The 15,359-nt window shown below is 37.3% G+C and carries 20 protein-coding genes; 1 reads left to right on the top strand and 19 read right to left on the bottom strand.

The window, feature by feature from the left end; translation table 11 throughout:
* Positions 1 to 4: 4 nt before the first annotated feature.
* The 16 genes from BMX21_RS05940 to vapB form a co-directional block, all read right to left on the bottom strand.
* Positions 5 to 703, bottom strand: coding sequence for a CPBP family intramembrane glutamic endopeptidase (locus BMX21_RS05940; protein WP_092042346.1), 699 nt, complete (start codon positions 701 to 703; stop codon positions 5 to 7).
* Between the two features lie 112 nt (positions 704 to 815).
* Positions 816 to 1,895: a radical SAM/SPASM domain-containing protein gene (locus BMX21_RS05935; protein ID WP_092042344.1), complete on the bottom strand. Its 1,080-nt coding sequence runs from the start codon at positions 1,893 to 1,895 to the stop codon at positions 816 to 818.
* A gap of 24 nt (positions 1,896 to 1,919) precedes the next feature.
* Positions 1,920 to 2,180, bottom strand: a complete 261-nt coding sequence (locus tag BMX21_RS05930) for a hypothetical protein (protein ID WP_027204465.1) — start codon at positions 2,178 to 2,180, stop codon at positions 1,920 to 1,922.
* Positions 2,181 to 2,473: 293 nt separating this feature from the next.
* Positions 2,474 to 3,562, bottom strand: coding sequence for a hypothetical protein (locus BMX21_RS05925; protein WP_092042342.1), 1,089 nt, complete (start codon positions 3,560 to 3,562; stop codon positions 2,474 to 2,476).
* Positions 3,563 to 4,025: 463 nt separating this feature from the next.
* Positions 4,026 to 4,790, bottom strand: coding sequence for an AlkZ-related protein (locus tag BMX21_RS05920; RefSeq protein ID WP_092042340.1), 765 nt, complete (start codon positions 4,788 to 4,790; stop codon positions 4,026 to 4,028).
* A 405-nt stretch (positions 4,791 to 5,195) separates the two neighbouring features.
* Positions 5,196 to 5,918 (bottom strand): Pr6Pr family membrane protein, encoded by a 723-nt coding sequence (locus BMX21_RS05915; protein WP_092042338.1) that lies wholly within the window; start codon positions 5,916 to 5,918, stop codon positions 5,196 to 5,198.
* Positions 5,919 to 6,104: 186 nt separating this feature from the next.
* On the bottom strand, positions 6,105 to 6,551 hold the full coding sequence (locus BMX21_RS05910; protein ID WP_074756230.1) for a flavodoxin: 447 nt from the start codon (positions 6,549 to 6,551) through the stop codon (positions 6,105 to 6,107).
* 236 nt (positions 6,552 to 6,787) lie between these two features.
* Complete coding sequence (locus BMX21_RS05905; RefSeq protein ID WP_207647641.1) at positions 6,788 to 7,507, bottom strand: sulfite exporter TauE/SafE family protein; 720 nt, start codon at positions 7,505 to 7,507, stop codon at positions 6,788 to 6,790.
* A gap of 179 nt (positions 7,508 to 7,686) precedes the next feature.
* On the bottom strand, positions 7,687 to 8,040 hold the full coding sequence (locus tag BMX21_RS05900) for a hypothetical protein (RefSeq protein WP_022755593.1): 354 nt from the start codon (positions 8,038 to 8,040) through the stop codon (positions 7,687 to 7,689).
* A gap of 162 nt (positions 8,041 to 8,202) precedes the next feature.
* Positions 8,203 to 8,763 carry a VanZ family protein gene (locus BMX21_RS05895; RefSeq protein WP_092042334.1) on the bottom strand — a complete coding sequence of 187 codons (561 nt, stop codon included), beginning with the start codon at positions 8,761 to 8,763 and terminating at the stop codon, positions 8,203 to 8,205.
* A 92-nt stretch (positions 8,764 to 8,855) separates the two neighbouring features.
* Positions 8,856 to 9,575, bottom strand: a complete 720-nt coding sequence (locus BMX21_RS05890; RefSeq protein WP_092042332.1) for a zinc dependent phospholipase C family protein — start codon at positions 9,573 to 9,575, stop codon at positions 8,856 to 8,858.
* A gap of 343 nt (positions 9,576 to 9,918) precedes the next feature.
* The gene (eno, locus tag BMX21_RS05885) at positions 9,919 to 11,217 is read right to left on the bottom strand and encodes a phosphopyruvate hydratase (RefSeq protein ID WP_022755596.1); all 1,299 of its coding nucleotides are present in this window, start codon (positions 11,215 to 11,217) and stop codon (positions 9,919 to 9,921) included.
* Positions 11,218 to 11,452: 235 nt separating this feature from the next.
* Positions 11,453 to 11,623, bottom strand: coding sequence for a TrmO family methyltransferase domain-containing protein (locus BMX21_RS20165; RefSeq protein ID WP_278304220.1), 171 nt, complete (start codon positions 11,621 to 11,623; stop codon positions 11,453 to 11,455).
* A 78-nt stretch (positions 11,624 to 11,701) separates the two neighbouring features.
* Positions 11,702 to 12,250: a GNAT family N-acetyltransferase gene (locus tag BMX21_RS05875; protein WP_092042326.1), complete on the bottom strand. Its 549-nt coding sequence runs from the start codon at positions 12,248 to 12,250 to the stop codon at positions 11,702 to 11,704.
* A gap of 192 nt (positions 12,251 to 12,442) precedes the next feature.
* A complete protein-coding gene (gene vapC, locus BMX21_RS05870; RefSeq protein ID WP_092042323.1) occupies positions 12,443 to 12,844 on the bottom strand; it encodes a type II toxin-antitoxin system tRNA(fMet)-specific endonuclease VapC in 402 nt (133 codons plus the stop codon).
* A complete protein-coding gene (vapB, locus tag BMX21_RS05865; RefSeq protein ID WP_092042618.1) occupies positions 12,841 to 13,071 on the bottom strand; it encodes a type II toxin-antitoxin system antitoxin VapB in 231 nt (76 codons plus the stop codon). Before vapB ends, vapC begins: the two co-directional genes overlap by 4 nt.
* A gap of 245 nt (positions 13,072 to 13,316) precedes the next feature.
* Between vapB and BMX21_RS19840 the strand changes: the two genes are divergently transcribed.
* Positions 13,317 to 13,448 carry a hypothetical protein gene (locus tag BMX21_RS19840; RefSeq protein WP_278304123.1) on the top strand — a complete coding sequence of 44 codons (132 nt, stop codon included), beginning with the start codon at positions 13,317 to 13,319 and terminating at the stop codon, positions 13,446 to 13,448.
* 144 nt (positions 13,449 to 13,592) lie between these two features.
* Here BMX21_RS19840 and BMX21_RS05860 read toward each other — a convergent pair whose 3' ends face one another.
* The 3 genes from BMX21_RS05860 to BMX21_RS20025 all read right to left on the bottom strand — a co-directional run.
* A complete protein-coding gene (locus tag BMX21_RS05860; RefSeq protein ID WP_092042320.1) occupies positions 13,593 to 13,853 on the bottom strand; it encodes a hypothetical protein in 261 nt (86 codons plus the stop codon).
* Between the two features lie 144 nt (positions 13,854 to 13,997).
* Entirely contained in the window at positions 13,998 to 14,861 is an 864-nt protein-coding gene (locus BMX21_RS05855; RefSeq protein ID WP_092042317.1) for a hypothetical protein, read from the bottom strand.
* 284 nt (positions 14,862 to 15,145) lie between these two features.
* The coding region (locus tag BMX21_RS20025) for a transposase domain-containing protein (RefSeq protein ID WP_143057207.1) at positions 15,146 to 15,359 on the bottom strand (214 nt) is incomplete at its 5' end.

Raw genomic sequence — 15,359 nt, 5'->3', positions numbered from 1 at the left:
ACTGTCATCCGAATAATCCCATAGTCATATCCACGCATCCATGCAAGATAGTCGCTCCAAAAATGTTACCATAGCGTCTGTACAGCCATGTAAACACATAGTGAAGGACTAGCTGCATAGGAGCCCCTGCCAGGAAAAAAGGAAGATACTCCATAAAGCTCATCCCCCTAACTGCCATCTGAAATGGATAATGCAAAGACACAAACATAAGACCGCCAATAAGATATACAAGCCATTCTTTTTTCAAAACAGGATAAAGCCTTGGCTGTATAAATCCTCGAAAACTGATCTCTTCAGTAAAAGCGATGATAACAAAATAGTACACCGCATTGTCTAATATGATATTCAAAGGAAGGAAACTGTATCCTGCCTTCAGATTAGGAATTATACTAAATGATACCAACCATATTATTCCTATTACAAGTGATATACATATACTTTTTATAAGATTCCTTGAGCTTATGCCTGCTCTGGATATATCTTTTAAGCAAAGAATAATTGTAATGACAATTATAGAGATATTAACGATCTCGCCATAATATTCTCCTGTCCTTGCGTTTATAAGTCCCATGTAGTAATAGACTATCATGATAAGAACGTATAAGGCTACTGCAATAATAGTGTCGATGATAGTATAGGATTTTAGCTGATCTATATACGTCTTATCTTCTTTTTTGAAAAAATTTATTAGTGCAGATTTCATATTTTAACCTCATGTCGCGAGCAAAGCGAGTGACTAATGGTTCAAATTGATGAAGCTCGCGTCATCAATTTGGGTTTGAAAATGGAACATTTTCAAACTTAACCTCATGTTTTTATGGAAACAATGCATTTTTAAGACATAGCCGCTGAGTTTTAGATACATAATCCCAGGTGTGGAAAGCTCCACCCATACAGTACTTACGATCTGCGCAGTTAGCACATTTTTCATCCTCTATGCCCTTATCATAGCGGAATGCTTTAAACTCATTTTTCCAGATATCTGAAAATCTTCTCTCGTGGACATTGCCCTGTATGATACCGGGCTGAGACCTATCGATATCAAGGCATCCGTAGACATCACCTGTGGAAGTGATACTGGCCACGGTAACTCCTGCCATGCAGAAAAAGTACCAGTCCCTGACTTCTCTTTCATATTCAAGGCCAAGATAATGGCAACAGCCATAACTTACAGGATCGTTATCAGCTCTTTTGCTGCGTATAAAATCCATAATGGTGCGATGATCATCATCTGTAAGAAGAAGCTCTGGATGCTCTAGAGCTCTTCCTATTGGCTCTATGCCCATAACACGCCAGGAGTCGATATCAACGCCGCACATGATCTTATATAGAGATTCTAACTCTCCTATGGTCTCATGATTTACAACAGTTGTAACCATGATATTATCAAAGCAGTGAAGATCTATGAGATTCTGTATGCCCTCCATTGCTCTTTTATAAGCACCTTTAAGGCCTCTGATCCTGTCGTGAGTTTCAGGAAGGCCGTCTATACTTACAGAGATCGTGTTCATGTCACATCTTTTAAGCATCCGGGCAACTTCCGGAGTTATGAGGATAGCATTAGATGTCATGCCCCACTTAAAACCCAGAGAATGAGCATAACTCATAACTTCTTCAAATCCTGAATATAATAAAGGCTCTCCTCCTGTTACATTGATCTGTGGAAGAGCGCCTTCATAATCTTCTTTTAACTGATCCAGTATTTCTTTCCACTGCTGCGGTGGCATCTCATCTGAGTGCACATCACCGCATCTTGATCCGCAGTGCCAGCAGTGTTCGTTGCAATTTAGTGTAAGTTCAAAGAAAAGCTGTCTTAGTATAGGCTTTTCAAAGAACTTAAGTCGCAGATCGTGCTGCAGATCAAGGTGGGATAGTTTCATTTTATTCTTATTCATAAAACAGTTCCTTAAGTTATTGATTCAGTACGCTAGCGGAGGACCATATACATCTTCAGGTTCGGGTTCAGGATAATCTTCCTTGGTGTAGTCAAGTGAAGACTCATCATTACCACTATTCCTACCAGTATCATTATCTGTATCATCACCAACTGTGTTTTCGAAAGAACTATCGTCCTCATCCGGTTCATATGTAGCCGGCCCATAACCGCAGGCTGCTGTAAGTACCATGCTTGCTATGCCAAGAGTTGTGGCAATAACAACTTTCTTATTCATCTTTTTCATATACAATCTCTCCCAAGTATCCTGTCTTATAGTCTTATTATATATAGCCGTATAAGGTTTCAAAAAATGTAAAATACATGGATGTACTTAGATCATCAATGATATAGCAGCACTATTACTTATACTAAAGATATCATTAGAACTAAAGTTATCAATAATACTAAAGATATCATTTATAGTTAAAGTTATCACTTATACCATTACCATCACTATTATACAATAGCAAAATCCCCACAAAGCCGCAATAACATTAATCATCATCTAATTGATAATAGTTATCATTTAGACGATAATCACTCGTTGCCCCATATTTCTACAAATCTTTCAAATCTTGGCAATCTGATCTTTATATATCCTCTTTCTTCAGCATCAACTATATGCTTATTTAGAAGTCTGCTACGATATACCGGATAAGTTGATTTGTTTTTCATCAGGTTCTTGATATTCTCAGCTTTCCCATCTTTAGATCTGCATATGCACCTGATGACTTCTTTCTCTCCTTTGCTAAGAGACTTCCACACAAGGTCATAGGAATCCCTGAATAGAATCCTCTCATATTCCGGAATAAGATCATCTATTTTTTCTTCTTTTGCTTTAACAAAATATAAAGATCCAAGCACCTGATAGGCATATGCGTATCCCTTTGTTTCTTCCTCTAACTTTTTGGCTTCCAGCGCATCTACTTTTAAGAGCTTTTGATACATCGCAGTTATATCGTATTTATTAAGTGCCTTAATCTCAATGGAATCGGCTCTTTTAAAAAATGTCAGATTTTTCTCGGATGAAAATTCTTCGATGTTTTCTGATAGACCTGTCACCAGCAGATAGATCTGCATTCCCTCAAGTATCATAGAACCTATCATCGAGAGTAGTTTTACCATTTCAGGCGTTTTAGAGATATCATCAATAGCAACCAGAACTTTATATTTCTTTTTATTGGCTGCTGCAATCATCTTGGAAAGTGTAGTTTCGTCAGAATAAAAGTGCTCATTATCCGACTCCTTCTTGCCGATGCTGACATCACCTTTTCCTGAAATAAAAAAAGCATCACCGCTTGCAGATACAGATGAACTAACCTCTGTAACTTTGCTTTTTGAATCTATAAAACTCTCCATGCTAAGTTTTGAAATAAGAGTTTTAACAACGTCTCCTGCGGCTGACAGAGGGTATACAAGCCACTTCTCATCTTCTTTAAGAGTACGGATTACTTTGCCGTATTCTACAGATTTTCCGGAGCCTCTAAGCCCGGTGATCTTATATACGTATTTTGACGAGATATCACTTGTGAAGTTTGCAATTATCTCGTCAGCAACCTTATTATCTATGTATGCTTCGCCGGCAATACCGGGAGTCCTTGTAAAGGGATCGATTCTGTTTGTCATATTATTCCTTCATGACGAGCACTTGTGCGAGTCTGGCAACCCGAATATCAGATTCGGATTTGCTATCATGGCTATTTGGGCTCGTCTCAAATAGCCGTGCGAAAAATTGTCATATTGATACATTCTTTCACACTAGACCTCGTATATAATACATTTTTAAACTTATCATTTCAGTATATTTGTTATTATATGTTATGTGATTTTATGCTTTGTTATCATGCGTTATGCGATGTTATATATATTTATGTTTTGTTATCTTTTGTTATTATTATAGCTATTTTGTTATTATTATTCAAGGCATTTGAGCCAAGTGTAAAAGCCTTTATCAAGCATCCTGCCTATATATTCTAAAAAAAGACTGCAATTACTTATAAAAAAGCAGTAAGTCCTTCAACTTACCGCTTTTTATCATCAACTATTTTAGGTTTGAAAGTGGAATGCTTTCAAGCTTACTTAATTTACATCACAAAGGCTTTTTGCCAATAACCTTAATTATTGCTGCATCATCAGATTCACTATATAGCTCTTTGATATGCTCGAATATCCGCATCCAGGACTCATCTGGTTTTTCCTTATAGGCAGCCGTCACAACATCCCTCCCCCATACAGCCTCAGGGCTCATCATGACAGATACGGGCATTCCATATTCTTCTCCGCGCTTATTCTTCCTACGGATAAAATCCGTGATAACAAGATAAGTCTGCATCTGAAGCCCTGTTACAATTCCGGGATAGTTCTTACTTCCTTCCTTGCCAAAACCGCATCTTTTCTTAAGCTCTGTAGAAAGAATCTTTTCGTTACTATAAACAGTATCGCCGTTTTCATCCTCATAGACATATACATCCATGATAGACTTCTCCCTGCGATTGGCCATGCCATCTTCCCATCTTGCATCAAAATCATATCCGGACCTTCTATAGTTTACAAAATAAGGGAGCCACTTAAGACTGATGAACCCGGCTTTTTTATCAAAAAATTTGCCATAAGCAATCTTGCCGCGCCTTGCGATTATCTCACGCCACTTCCATGGATCCTTGGCTTCGATATCAGTCCACCAGTATTTAGGATCAGTCCATTCCTCTACAGAGAATCCCGCAACTTCATTACCAAAAAGCGGCAGGAATCCAATCTCCTCTATATAGTTCTCAAGATCGCTCACCGTGTGTATACAATCAGGATCATTCCATGATACCCCATGCATGATCCACTCACCATTTTCTACTGACATAAAAAGCTCCTACTAACTATACAACTTTAGATAAGTCATTTTCTCATTTTGTCATCTATGACATAAGATGTTTTTCTGAGTCGCTATCAATAATTATAGCATTAAAAACACAGCTTTTCGCGTGAACGTTTATCCGCATTGTATATTTATAGTATACCAAGAACCAACTTAGTCAGTTTATATTTAATATAATCTATTTACAATCGCTAATATGTATCTTGTTTTCGAATATGCGTTTTAGTTATAACTTTTCGCGTTATGTCCGATCAAGTCAATATCCATCAACAATTATCTGACTACAGTATCTCGTTCCGTGGCATCACATTATCGTTATTACCGCTTTATATATACGCCATTAAGCGCAGTGGCGATTATTTCCAATACTACGATCTACACACTCTCTCATTATTTCTTTCTGATATAATCAGCTATTGTCAGATAGCAGTAACCTACTATTAATAAAAAGACTAATAGTAACAGTATCCACCACGCACTTCCCATAAACGGCAGTTCGTCGGTAAATCCAAAAGCTCCGGCATTACTTCCCCAGTTAAGAAAAAAATACGGATAGTTAATGCCCTTTGCAAATTCCCATCCCCTTACGTATCCGATTCCTGCATAGATTACATAAAAAAGTGGCGGAATCGTAACATAAAAGACACTGCTTTTCTTAATGTTAAGAACACTACTTGTTACGAAGAAATCAATAACAGCGGCAACAGGAACTACAAGATGAGTCAATGTATTTTGAATATTCCAAGCCTGTGCACCAAGAGTAGGTGCAAGTACAAGTCCAAATACGACTCCTGTAAGAGTGATCGATACTGTTCCAACGAATTTGATAATGTACCAGAGTTTACTGATTCTTTTATTTGTATATAAAAAATATGCTCCTATAACACTGATCAAAGCTATTGCAATATTAGACTGTATAGTAAAATACATAAATACAACGCTTCCGCCCATGAAGGAATCACGGCCTGCATAGTAGCTTAAAAATGTTCCTACTAACGCAGATAATATAACGATAATCTTAAAAACAAGGCTTATGCTCTTAGTTATGGGCTTAAGGCTCTTATACTGTTCATCTTTATAATAAGTTGATTTTACTGTTCTTTTCGTACTCATAATTCTATTAATTATTATTACCTTTTTATACTTGTTACCTTTGATAAATCCGGATACAATTATGGCCAATCAGCACTATAACTAACTAGTACTGATTGACCCCCGTTTAATTCAGATCATAGAAGTGACTTGATGTAAGCTTAAGCATCTGCTGCATCAGCTGTTGGCGTGAATCTTGCAATCACATTACCAGTTCTGTACTTCGTCAGCATTGTGTACAAGCTTAGCTTCTACAGATGATGCGCCCTTAACATATTCAGAGAGCTTCTCTGCAGTCTTACCGATACCGCTTCCACCTGATGTTGCAAATGCATATACTTTCTTACCTTCCCAGTTATAGTCCTTGCAGAAAGTGTAAACTACTCTTGGAGCAGCTGCGTACCATATCGGGAATCCGACATAGACTGTATCATACTTATCAAAATCTGCAACCTTACCTGCAACAGGAACATCCTTACTTCCGATCTGTTCCTTGTTACATCTTGAAAGCGGATTAAGATAATTGATATCAGCCTTAGAATAAGGCTCAACAGGTGCTATCTCAAAGACATCTGCTCCTATGCTCTTGGCAAAGTCCTTGGCAACCTGCCCTGTTCTTCCCCCTACGCTAAAAAATGTAACCAATGTACTCATAAATATGTCCTCCTTCTTTATATCGAATTATTCTGATATTAGTACAATACCTGATAAAAAATCTCTTGAAAAATCAGATATATTTTGCACAATACAATAGTATCATAGCATATTCTGATTTCAAGAGATTTTATATACATTTAATATTTTGGGCTTATTAAAAAGGACTTTTTAAGCAGATAAATTCATATTCGATTTCGAGCAAGCTCGAATCGAAATGAATTTTGGTCCATACGTCATATCATATTATTAACTATAAGAGCAATGCCGGAAATAATGAGAAGTACTATCACGCACTTTTTTACAATCCTATCATTTAGTATCTGAGCACTCTTCATCCCCAAAAACAGCCCCAACAAGACGACAGGCATCAGTACTACTGCACTCCTTAATGTCTCAAAGGTTATAACCCCCAGAAGGCTGTACAGGATCACTCTGAAGGTGTTATCTACTATAAATACAGCGCTTATATTAGCCTTAAATTCATCTGATGATTCTGTAACTCTTCCTACATAGGCTGCCAGTAACGCACCTATTCCAAAGAGGCCGCACAGTATACCGGACAAAAGGCCTATAATAGTCAGTACAATTTTAGATTCACGTACTTTAGATGTTCTAAATTCTCTATAGAACATCTCAGCTCCGATAAGGACTATGACAAAACCGCATATTATCTTAAGATATCTCACATCTATGCTTTTTAAGAGCAGTGCTCCCGGAATACTACCTAAGACCACCAATAATGCCAGGGGTGCGAAAACTGATATTTTAAACTTCTTCCTATTTTTAAAAGTCAGGATGATATTGGCAGGATATCCAAGCAGCAGCTCTACCGGCGATATACTGACATTGGCAGCTCCAAATCCCATTATCGATGTAAATATAAGCGTATTAGCAAATCCGCACAGCCCTTTTATAAAAAAAGCTGTAAACGTAGCAATGATCCAAAGAACCAAAATATATATCCCTTCGACTTGATTATTCCAGATATCCTTTTACTTAGAGTTTTTATCTCTGATGGTTATGCAAAGATTTACAAAATGGATATTTGAACAAAGCATCTATCTTATAAAAGCCCTGCAGCTGTGAATTGCAGGGCTTTTATATATAAATTTGTGAGTACTCTTCAAGACTATCAATATGCTTCTTTTCTTTTGTGAAATACACTTTGAAGTATAAGGCCTGTTCCCAAAACAACAGGTACAAGTACCAGCAGAATATCTGTAAGCGACACATATGCAAAGTATAGTTCAGTACCCATGATAAGTGATACTACAAGAAGTATAAGTGATAAGATAAAACATCCAACTGTGAACTTGTTCTTATTTACCACAACTGCAATTGCAGATAGCAACAAAAGAAGAAGGACAATTGCAGATGTGCTCATCCTGCCAAATCTGTAGAAACCAAAGGACGAAACCCTTACCATTTTAAAAAGCATGAATAAGCCGATAATTACAAGAACCCAGCCGAGTAATTTTTTTGACATTTATAATCTCCTCCAAAACTAAATCTTCGAGTAATAAGTATACGACATCTGATGCCTTATAGCAAAGCCTTTAAGTGCAAAAGATACATTCTCTAAAACCAGATACTCTATTGTTAGATCATATGGACCATTACAACCAGGATCAAACTCCACTTTTAAAGCTCATGTAGTACGATGTCTCCTTGATGTGTAAGCACGCTTTATTCTTTGTATTCCAAAATATATAACTGCTCCTATCGCAGCCCCCGTTGTATTAAGGATAAGATCATCAACATCGCTGCATCTGTCAAAAAATGGAAGCTGGCTAAGTTCTATCAGAAGCGTAAAGCCAAAACCTGCAAGAACGGTCTTTTTTATGTTATCAAGTTCTTTGAAGCATATCGGCCAGACAATTCCCACCGGAACGAACATTAGTATATTGCCTATGATATTGATCTGCCATCCCGGATATACATCTGTCAGAAAATTAAAAGGAATCAGATTGATTCTAGGAGGAAACATCAGGTTCTTTACAAATACAAGTGGAGCAATCCCATATATATCATGCTCCAAGGGAAAGTATACAAATCTGCATATAAATATAATACAGATATATACAGCCAGTAGCTGGATTTCTCTTTTTATACTTACTTTTTGGTTCTTTATTCCTATAATAAATCTGAATAAAATCCATGCGATGGTTACCAATAGCATCATCACATGGAATCTGATCACTATATACATTTAGTATCCTCTTACGCTAACTGATTCATATTTTCCCGGAATAATATCTCAGATTATTTTCTCAGAAAAAAATGTGTCAGTACCTAAGCTTGTTATTCCATTACATTTGAATCTGAAGAAATTGTCTTCAAGCTATATGATCTATTTGTTGCAATAATATCCATGATATGTAAAGTTGTATCTGCCACGAACCTGTTAACTCTTTCTTTGGTCAGATACTGATAGTCTCTGTGAAGATCTCCGTGTTCGTCGCTGTGATAGAAACCGCAGATATAGCTTCTTCTGTCTATAAACGCATCATCCGGGAAAATATCCATGAATGTGTTGTTATAGTCTTTGGCATCTTCGTATATGTGAAAAGCTTTAAAATCAGGATGCTCTTCAAGATAAAGAAAATCAAGATCGTACCAGTCTTCCTTGTTCTTCCAGATAAATTCATTCAAAGTCATATTAACACGCCTTGCATGCTCTTCATCAACACCTTCAGAGTGAACCATTTTGGCCCATTCTATGTCTGTAAGAAGGTGTGTATAATATCCAAGATAGAACGAGAATTCTCTTACTGTATAAGATTCAATCTTCTCTTTGGTAAGATATTCACTGACATACTTATCTATATTGATATGTGTCTTGTCCTTATCATTATCTCTATAATGAGTTACATTGCCTGGTGGTGTAAAGCTTGACCAGTCCTTATTTGGAACGCCACTATCAGGGGCTATATTGCCAAGTATAAATGTCTCTTCATTAAGTCCCTTGATTCTTGTTAGAAGTTCGTCTGCGATACATAGATGTACCATCCAAGATGCCATATTGTTCCTCCCCTTTTTTACAATCCTTTAAAGTATAATATGTCTAGTTGCCATTTGTATAGATTTTGCATGATAAGTTCATGCTTTTTTAATATAAAGGATGCCCTAAGGGCAAGGTCAATATATATTTATCGATAATATGTTTGGTAAGTGCTTAAAATCTTATCTTGAAGTAGATATTGATATCAAAAGTTTAAACTATCAAAATCCCGTAGCTAATACCAGAAAAGCTACGGGATTTTTTACGGGATATTTATATCAAAAATTATACGTGGTAATGTCTTGTTAAGTGTCTGTTATTGACACAAAAAAATATTTATTGTTTTTTTACAAAATAGCTATATCACTTCTTAACGTTGAAAGCCTTCATTCCTGGATATCTTGCTGCATCACCAAGTTCTTCCTCGATTCTAAGGAGCTGATTGTACTTGGCAACACGCTCAGAACGTGAAGGAGCACCTGTCTTGATCTGTCTTGTGTTAAGCGCTACTGCAAGGTCTGCGATAGTTGTGTCTGCTGTCTCACCTGATCTGTGAGAAGAAATTGCTGTGTAGCCGTTCTTGTTTGCAAGCTTGATAGCTTCAAGCGTCTCAGATACAGATCCGATCTGATTGAGCTTTATAAGGATTGAGTTAGCAGCGCCGTTTTCAATACCCTTAGCAAGACGCTCAGTGTTAGTAACAAAGAGGTCATCACCTACGAGCTGAACCTTGTGACCGATCTTCTCAGTCATTCTCTTCCAGCCTTCCCAGTCTTCTTCATCAAGACCATCTTCGATGGAGATGATAGGATACTTGTCTACAAGAGACTCCCAGTGTGCGATAAGCTCATCTGAAGTAAACTCTTTACCGGACTTAGGCTGCTTGTAGAATCCTTTACCTTTCTCACTCTTCCACTCAGAAGAAGCAGCATCCATAGCGATCATGAAGTCCTTACCAGGCTCGTAACCTGCATCCTTAACAGCTTCAAGGATAGTCTCGATTGTCTCTTCATCACTTGTAAGGTTAGGAGCAAATCCGCCCTCATCACCTACAGATGTAGCAAGGCCTCTAGACTTAAGGATCTTAGCAAGTGCATGGAATACCTCTGCACACCATCTGAGAGCTTCCTTGAATGAAGGCGCGCCTACAGGCATAATCATGAATTCCTGTGTATCTACTGTGTTAGTTGCATGTGCGCCGCCGTTTAAGATATTCATCATAGGAACAGGAAGATCTGTAGCCTGAATACCGCCAAGGAATCTGTAAAGCGGGATATCAAGTGATACAGAAGCTGCTCTTGCAGCTGCTATTGATACTGCAAGGATGGCATTAGCGCCAAGCTTTGACTTATCCTTGGTTCCATCAGCCTTGATCATAGCTGCGTCAATTGCATAGATATCAGATGCATCCATACCTACGATAGCATCTGCGATTGGTCCATTAATATTATCAACTGCCTTAGATACGCCCTTTCCAAGATACCTTCCCTTGTCGCCGTCTCTAAGTTCAAGTGCCTCAAATTCACCTGTTGATGCTCCTGAAGGTGCTGTGCCTCTTGCTACAGTTCCGTCTACAAGAGTAATCTCTGCTTCAACTGTAGGATTTCCACGAGAATCAAGGATCTCTCTTCCAATGACTTTTTCGATTTCAAGATAATTCATACTTCCACCTTTCTGAATGCCGGATTATACCGGACTATACTGAGTAATTTGTCCTTAACGCTTTTTTGGCGTAAGTGTTTATGAATTGTTTAGAGTTAGCATTCGCTAACCATATAAGATTAGCATATGCTAACTCTTATTTCAATACATTATTTAAAAATCATCAAAAAAGGTAATTAAAAGATGTTTTTTGAAGATAACATGACGTAAGGGTCAAGTCTTATAAATGATTTCATCAGAAATAATGCTCCATCAAGCGATCGACCCATTCCGGAACTTTGGCATCCTTTTTATCATATACAGGGTAATATGGCTTAATATCAAGGATTGGCGTTCCGTCTATTGCATCTAGACCTTTCACTGTAAGCGTACTGTTAGTGACAGATATAATCTCTACAAATGTAATTGATTTCTTCCCATGGATTACTCATTCGTTCTAGCTCCTTGTTAGGTCTATATCACATGATGTCTGATCTTAATAAGATCATAACTTCTTCATCATCCAATCAGCATCCATATAGGTTCCATCAGCATATTTCATGTTATCAGGGAATGTCCCAAACTGTTCAAATCCAAGCTTCTCATACATACGAATAGCATCTTTGTTCTCAGCCATTACTTCAAGCTCAGCCTGCTCATATCCCACGCTCTTTGCAACATCAAGAATAGTCTGAAGCATAGCCTTACCTATACCGCATCCGCAATATTCTTTGTACAGAGCAATTGCAACATCACATCTGTGTCTATACCTTTTGTATGGAGCAATGCTCATAAGAGAACAATTGCCAATATGCTTACCATCAATAAACGCAAGGAGCATTAACTCCCGCTCAGAATCGATCTTAGCCTGTATAAATTTCTCTTCGTTTTCTTCCGTTATAGTTATCTCATCAGGTTCTCTGATCAAAAAAGGTGTCTCAGCACTTGTTGTTTTCAAGTATTTTATTAGATCTGCTGAATCTTCTGGTCGCGCATTTCTAAGTACTATAGTTCTTCCAAGTTTATCTTTAATAGTTTTTTCTTCGAATAACATATACTACCTCCATCAAAATATTATATATACTATAGCAGAAAAACATCTGATTAACAGTGAGATTATTATCCACATCAAAAAATCCCTGGCGAATCATATCGACAGGAATTTAATACATAAACATATAAGAATTATTCAGAATTTAACTTTTTGTTATGAAGTTAGGATTGATGGCATCCAACAATAACTTTCCTAATATGCCCAGTTTTCTATTTCAAGATTTATGACTCTTGAAAACTCTTTTACATTATTCGTTACTACAGTATATCCTAGAGACTGTGCATGACCTGCAATCATCATATCAAGTGGACCTATAGGTGTTCCTCTTTTTTCAAGATCAGCCCTGATCTTTCCGTAGCAGTTTGCGGCATTAACATCAAAATCAAGTATTTCAATATTTGCCAACAACATCGAAAGTGCCAATCTGTTCTTTTCGATCGCCGCACTCTTTTCTACACCATGAACCAGTTCTGCGTACGTAATAGACGAAATACATATTTCTGAAGGATCGTGCTTCTGTAACTCCTGAAATACTTTATCCGGTTTATGCTTGATCGCATAGATGCATATATTTGTATCTAACATATAACTCATAAAACTTCACGCTCCTGAACCGGATCTATTGCACGACCATCTGCCATAAAATCATCCGAGAACATATCAACGGCCTTCATAAAAGACTCCCACTTATTTGTCATTGGAAGTAAAAGGACTATATCACCGATTTTATTCACCATGACCTCATCTGAATTGAAACGATATTCCTTTGGCAGTCTTACCGCCTGACTTCTTCCGTTTTCAAAAACCTTTGCAGTCATCATAGCAACCACCTTCCTTTCACCAACAGTATATACTATGATATATATCATAGTCAAGAAAAAATTTTATTCAAAAGACCTTAAACATAGGTGTTTTATTATCTTTAATAAAACAGCAAGTATCAGCGCCATCAAAAATACAATTATAGAATTTACCGTTTGCCCACTACGTATTCCCAAGAGGATACCACGGTCTTACAATAGCCAACGACACCTTCTTCAAAGGCTGGTCCGGCGGTGATTACACTATGGAGCAGACAATGAGAGCAGCTTTAACGTCAAAGAAGGAAAAGGTGTTAACGTATCAGAAAAAAGAAAACAGGAACTCATCGACCAGTTCTTTAGCGGCAATGATTTCCAAGGAAATGGAATTGATATGAGCCTTAAAAATGACGTAGGCCTATGGTCAGATCTGGCATGGGCATGGATTAGCAGTTTATAAAAAATATATAGGGTACAGATTGTTAATTGAATCTGTACCCTCCGCATTTCATTTCAATAAAAAGAAGCTTAGCGGATTACCGCTAAGCCTCTTCGTAAATTATTTTGGGTTTGTTATTTGATTCCCAAATTTCTTCATCGAAATCGCCCTTTCGTCGTTTAGAAATATCATTCTTATCGATCGCAATGTAGGAAAAATCGGTCACGAATGGATCCCATTGGTTATATGAATCACATACACACGCTAAATACTCCGTATCAGACTCACATATCGCATAGACCTTTTCAGCACCGTATTCCTTTGCGTCTTTTAATGCTATTTGTTTTAACGATTCTATATCCATGATAAAATCCTCCTTTCTTAAAAATGATTGTATTTTTCGCGAAGACGGTCTTATATCATGAAATAAAGAATCGTTATGAATTAACTCTTCTAAAATATCAACTACTTCGATTTCTTTGCTAAAATCCATCTTACAACTATCAGCTTACATGAAGTAATCATCTATCTTTTCAGTAGAATCTAGTATTTCAGATTCCTCTACACCTACATTCAGAGCAATTTCTATAGATGATTTAAGTCTTATAGAAATATCTGGAGCAAAAGCATTGGCTATCAATTCATCAAAAATGTCACACCTATCTTGCATCTCATTTCTAAATGCGTCAAACTTTGCTTCCAACGCTTCATCAACTTCATTTTGGTGTTCCAAGTATTGAGTAACAATTACCTTCTCCTTTTTATAGAGCGAATATCTGGCATATTCAAATGCAAGCATAGCTATGCTTTGATTTAAGTCCGCCAGATTCTCACCTACAACTATTGCACTATATGAAGCTAAAAGCTTTATCATTGCTTCGATTAGCAACCATATGCACTGCTCAGTATATTTCACTTCACTGATCTGGTTGCTTTCCAATTTCCTCCCAAGAGCCCTGACCTCTTCCGCTATCATGCTAATCGCATCACATTTCTTTGCAGAAATCCCCCTAATTTCTAAGACCTTAACCGAAATATCTACATAGCTTGCATATACTGAAAAGACCCAAATACTATATTTCTGGCCATCTATCATCACTGCATCATTTGCTACGCTTGAGATGATATCTTCCCAATCCTTGTTGGAAAAATCTTTTATAGGAGTCCCATGGGCAATTTTATTGACAATGGCAAAAGCAAGTACTGTACCCATTCTCATATATTTCTGTTCTTCTGGACTGTCATCATTAACATAGGCAAGTATTGCTTCCTGTGCTTTTTGAACACCGATCATAGCCATCTGTATTTTTTCGCCAATCTCATTATTTTTAAGATATTCAACTGTAAGACTATTGATAATTCCTTCTATCATTCTTTGTTTCCTTCCGAAACCACCTGTTTACCATACAAAACAGACAGTGATTTAGTCAGATTGACAACAGAACCTAATTTTTCCTTATCCGAATCGGAGAATGTTGAATAGTCCCTGTTAAAAAGAGCTAAGCAATCATGATAGTTTGAATGTAAGCGCTAAATTTTCCGGTGGGTAACACATCCACCGCAAAAATATTATTAGGTACAAGGGCTTTTGCCCATAAAATATACCCCAGCCTCGTAGGAGACTGGAGCACCTTGACAATTCACATATGATAAAGATTACAGTGCATCGAAGATTGCATTCTGATGTTGACGATGGAGTTCGTCCAGAGCTTCTTTGCATTCAGGATTCCATGGGCAAAGCTTCTCAAGATCTTCATCGCTAGTTAGAGATGTTGGACATTTCATGAGAAGATATTTCAGATAGTAGTAAACATCAACACCATTAGCTTTAGCTGTCTCAACAATGGAATAGGTAAGAGCACTTGCCTCT

Origin of the sequence: Butyrivibrio sp. TB (assembly GCF_900110805.1) — a bacterium.
Classification (GTDB): Bacteria; Bacillota; Clostridia; order Lachnospirales; family Lachnospiraceae; genus Butyrivibrio; species Butyrivibrio fibrisolvens_C.
The sequence above is the reverse complement of the archived record's forward strand: the minus strand, read 5'-3'. Positions and strand labels throughout refer to the sequence as shown.

What these genes read in the sequence shown, in the direction of transcription:
- BMX21_RS05940 (WP_092042346.1), bottom strand. Translation starts at nt 703, where the DNA reads ATGAAATCTGCACTAATAAATTTTTTCAAAAAAGAAGATAAGACGTAT.
- BMX21_RS05935 (WP_092042344.1), bottom strand. Translation starts at nt 1,895, where the DNA reads ATGAATAAGAATAAAATGAAACTATCCCACCTTGATCTGCAGCACGAT.
- BMX21_RS05930 (WP_027204465.1), bottom strand. Translation starts at nt 2,180, where the DNA reads ATGAAAAAGATGAATAAGAAAGTTGTTATTGCCACAACTCTTGGCATA.
- BMX21_RS05925 (WP_092042342.1), bottom strand. Translation starts at nt 3,562, where the DNA reads ATGACAAACAGAATCGATCCCTTTACAAGGACTCCCGGTATTGCCGGC.
- BMX21_RS05920 (WP_092042340.1), bottom strand. Translation starts at nt 4,790, where the DNA reads ATGTCAGTAGAAAATGGTGAGTGGATCATGCATGGGGTATCATGGAAT.
- BMX21_RS05915 (WP_092042338.1), bottom strand. Translation starts at nt 5,918, where the DNA reads ATGAGTACGAAAAGAACAGTAAAATCAACTTATTATAAAGATGAACAG.
- BMX21_RS05910 (WP_074756230.1), bottom strand. Translation starts at nt 6,551, where the DNA reads ATGAGTACATTGGTTACATTTTTTAGCGTAGGGGGAAGAACAGGGCAG.
- BMX21_RS05900 (WP_022755593.1), bottom strand. Translation starts at nt 8,040, where the DNA reads ATGTCAAAAAAATTACTCGGCTGGGTTCTTGTAATTATCGGCTTATTC.
- BMX21_RS05895 (WP_092042334.1), bottom strand. Translation starts at nt 8,763, where the DNA reads ATGTATATAGTGATCAGATTCCATGTGATGATGCTATTGGTAACCATC.
- BMX21_RS05890 (WP_092042332.1), bottom strand. Translation starts at nt 9,575, where the DNA reads ATGGCATCTTGGATGGTACATCTATGTATCGCAGACGAACTTCTAACA.
- eno (WP_022755596.1), bottom strand. Translation starts at nt 11,217, where the DNA reads ATGAATTATCTTGAAATCGAAAAAGTCATTGGAAGAGAGATCCTTGAT.
- BMX21_RS05875 (WP_092042326.1), bottom strand. Translation starts at nt 12,250, where the DNA reads ATGTTATTCGAAGAAAAAACTATTAAAGATAAACTTGGAAGAACTATA.
- vapC (WP_092042323.1), bottom strand. Translation starts at nt 12,844, where the DNA reads ATGAGTTATATGTTAGATACAAATATATGCATCTATGCGATCAAGCAT.
- vapB (WP_092042618.1), bottom strand. Translation starts at nt 13,071, where the DNA reads ATGATGACTGCAAAGGTTTTTGAAAACGGAAGAAGTCAGGCGGTAAGA.
- BMX21_RS19840 (WP_278304123.1), top strand. Translation starts at nt 13,317, where the DNA reads ATGGAGCAGACAATGAGAGCAGCTTTAACGTCAAAGAAGGAAAAGGTG.
- BMX21_RS05860 (WP_092042320.1), bottom strand. Translation starts at nt 13,853, where the DNA reads ATGGATATAGAATCGTTAAAACAAATAGCATTAAAAGACGCAAAGGAA.
- BMX21_RS05855 (WP_092042317.1), bottom strand. Translation starts at nt 14,861, where the DNA reads ATGATAGAAGGAATTATCAATAGTCTTACAGTTGAATATCTTAAAAAT.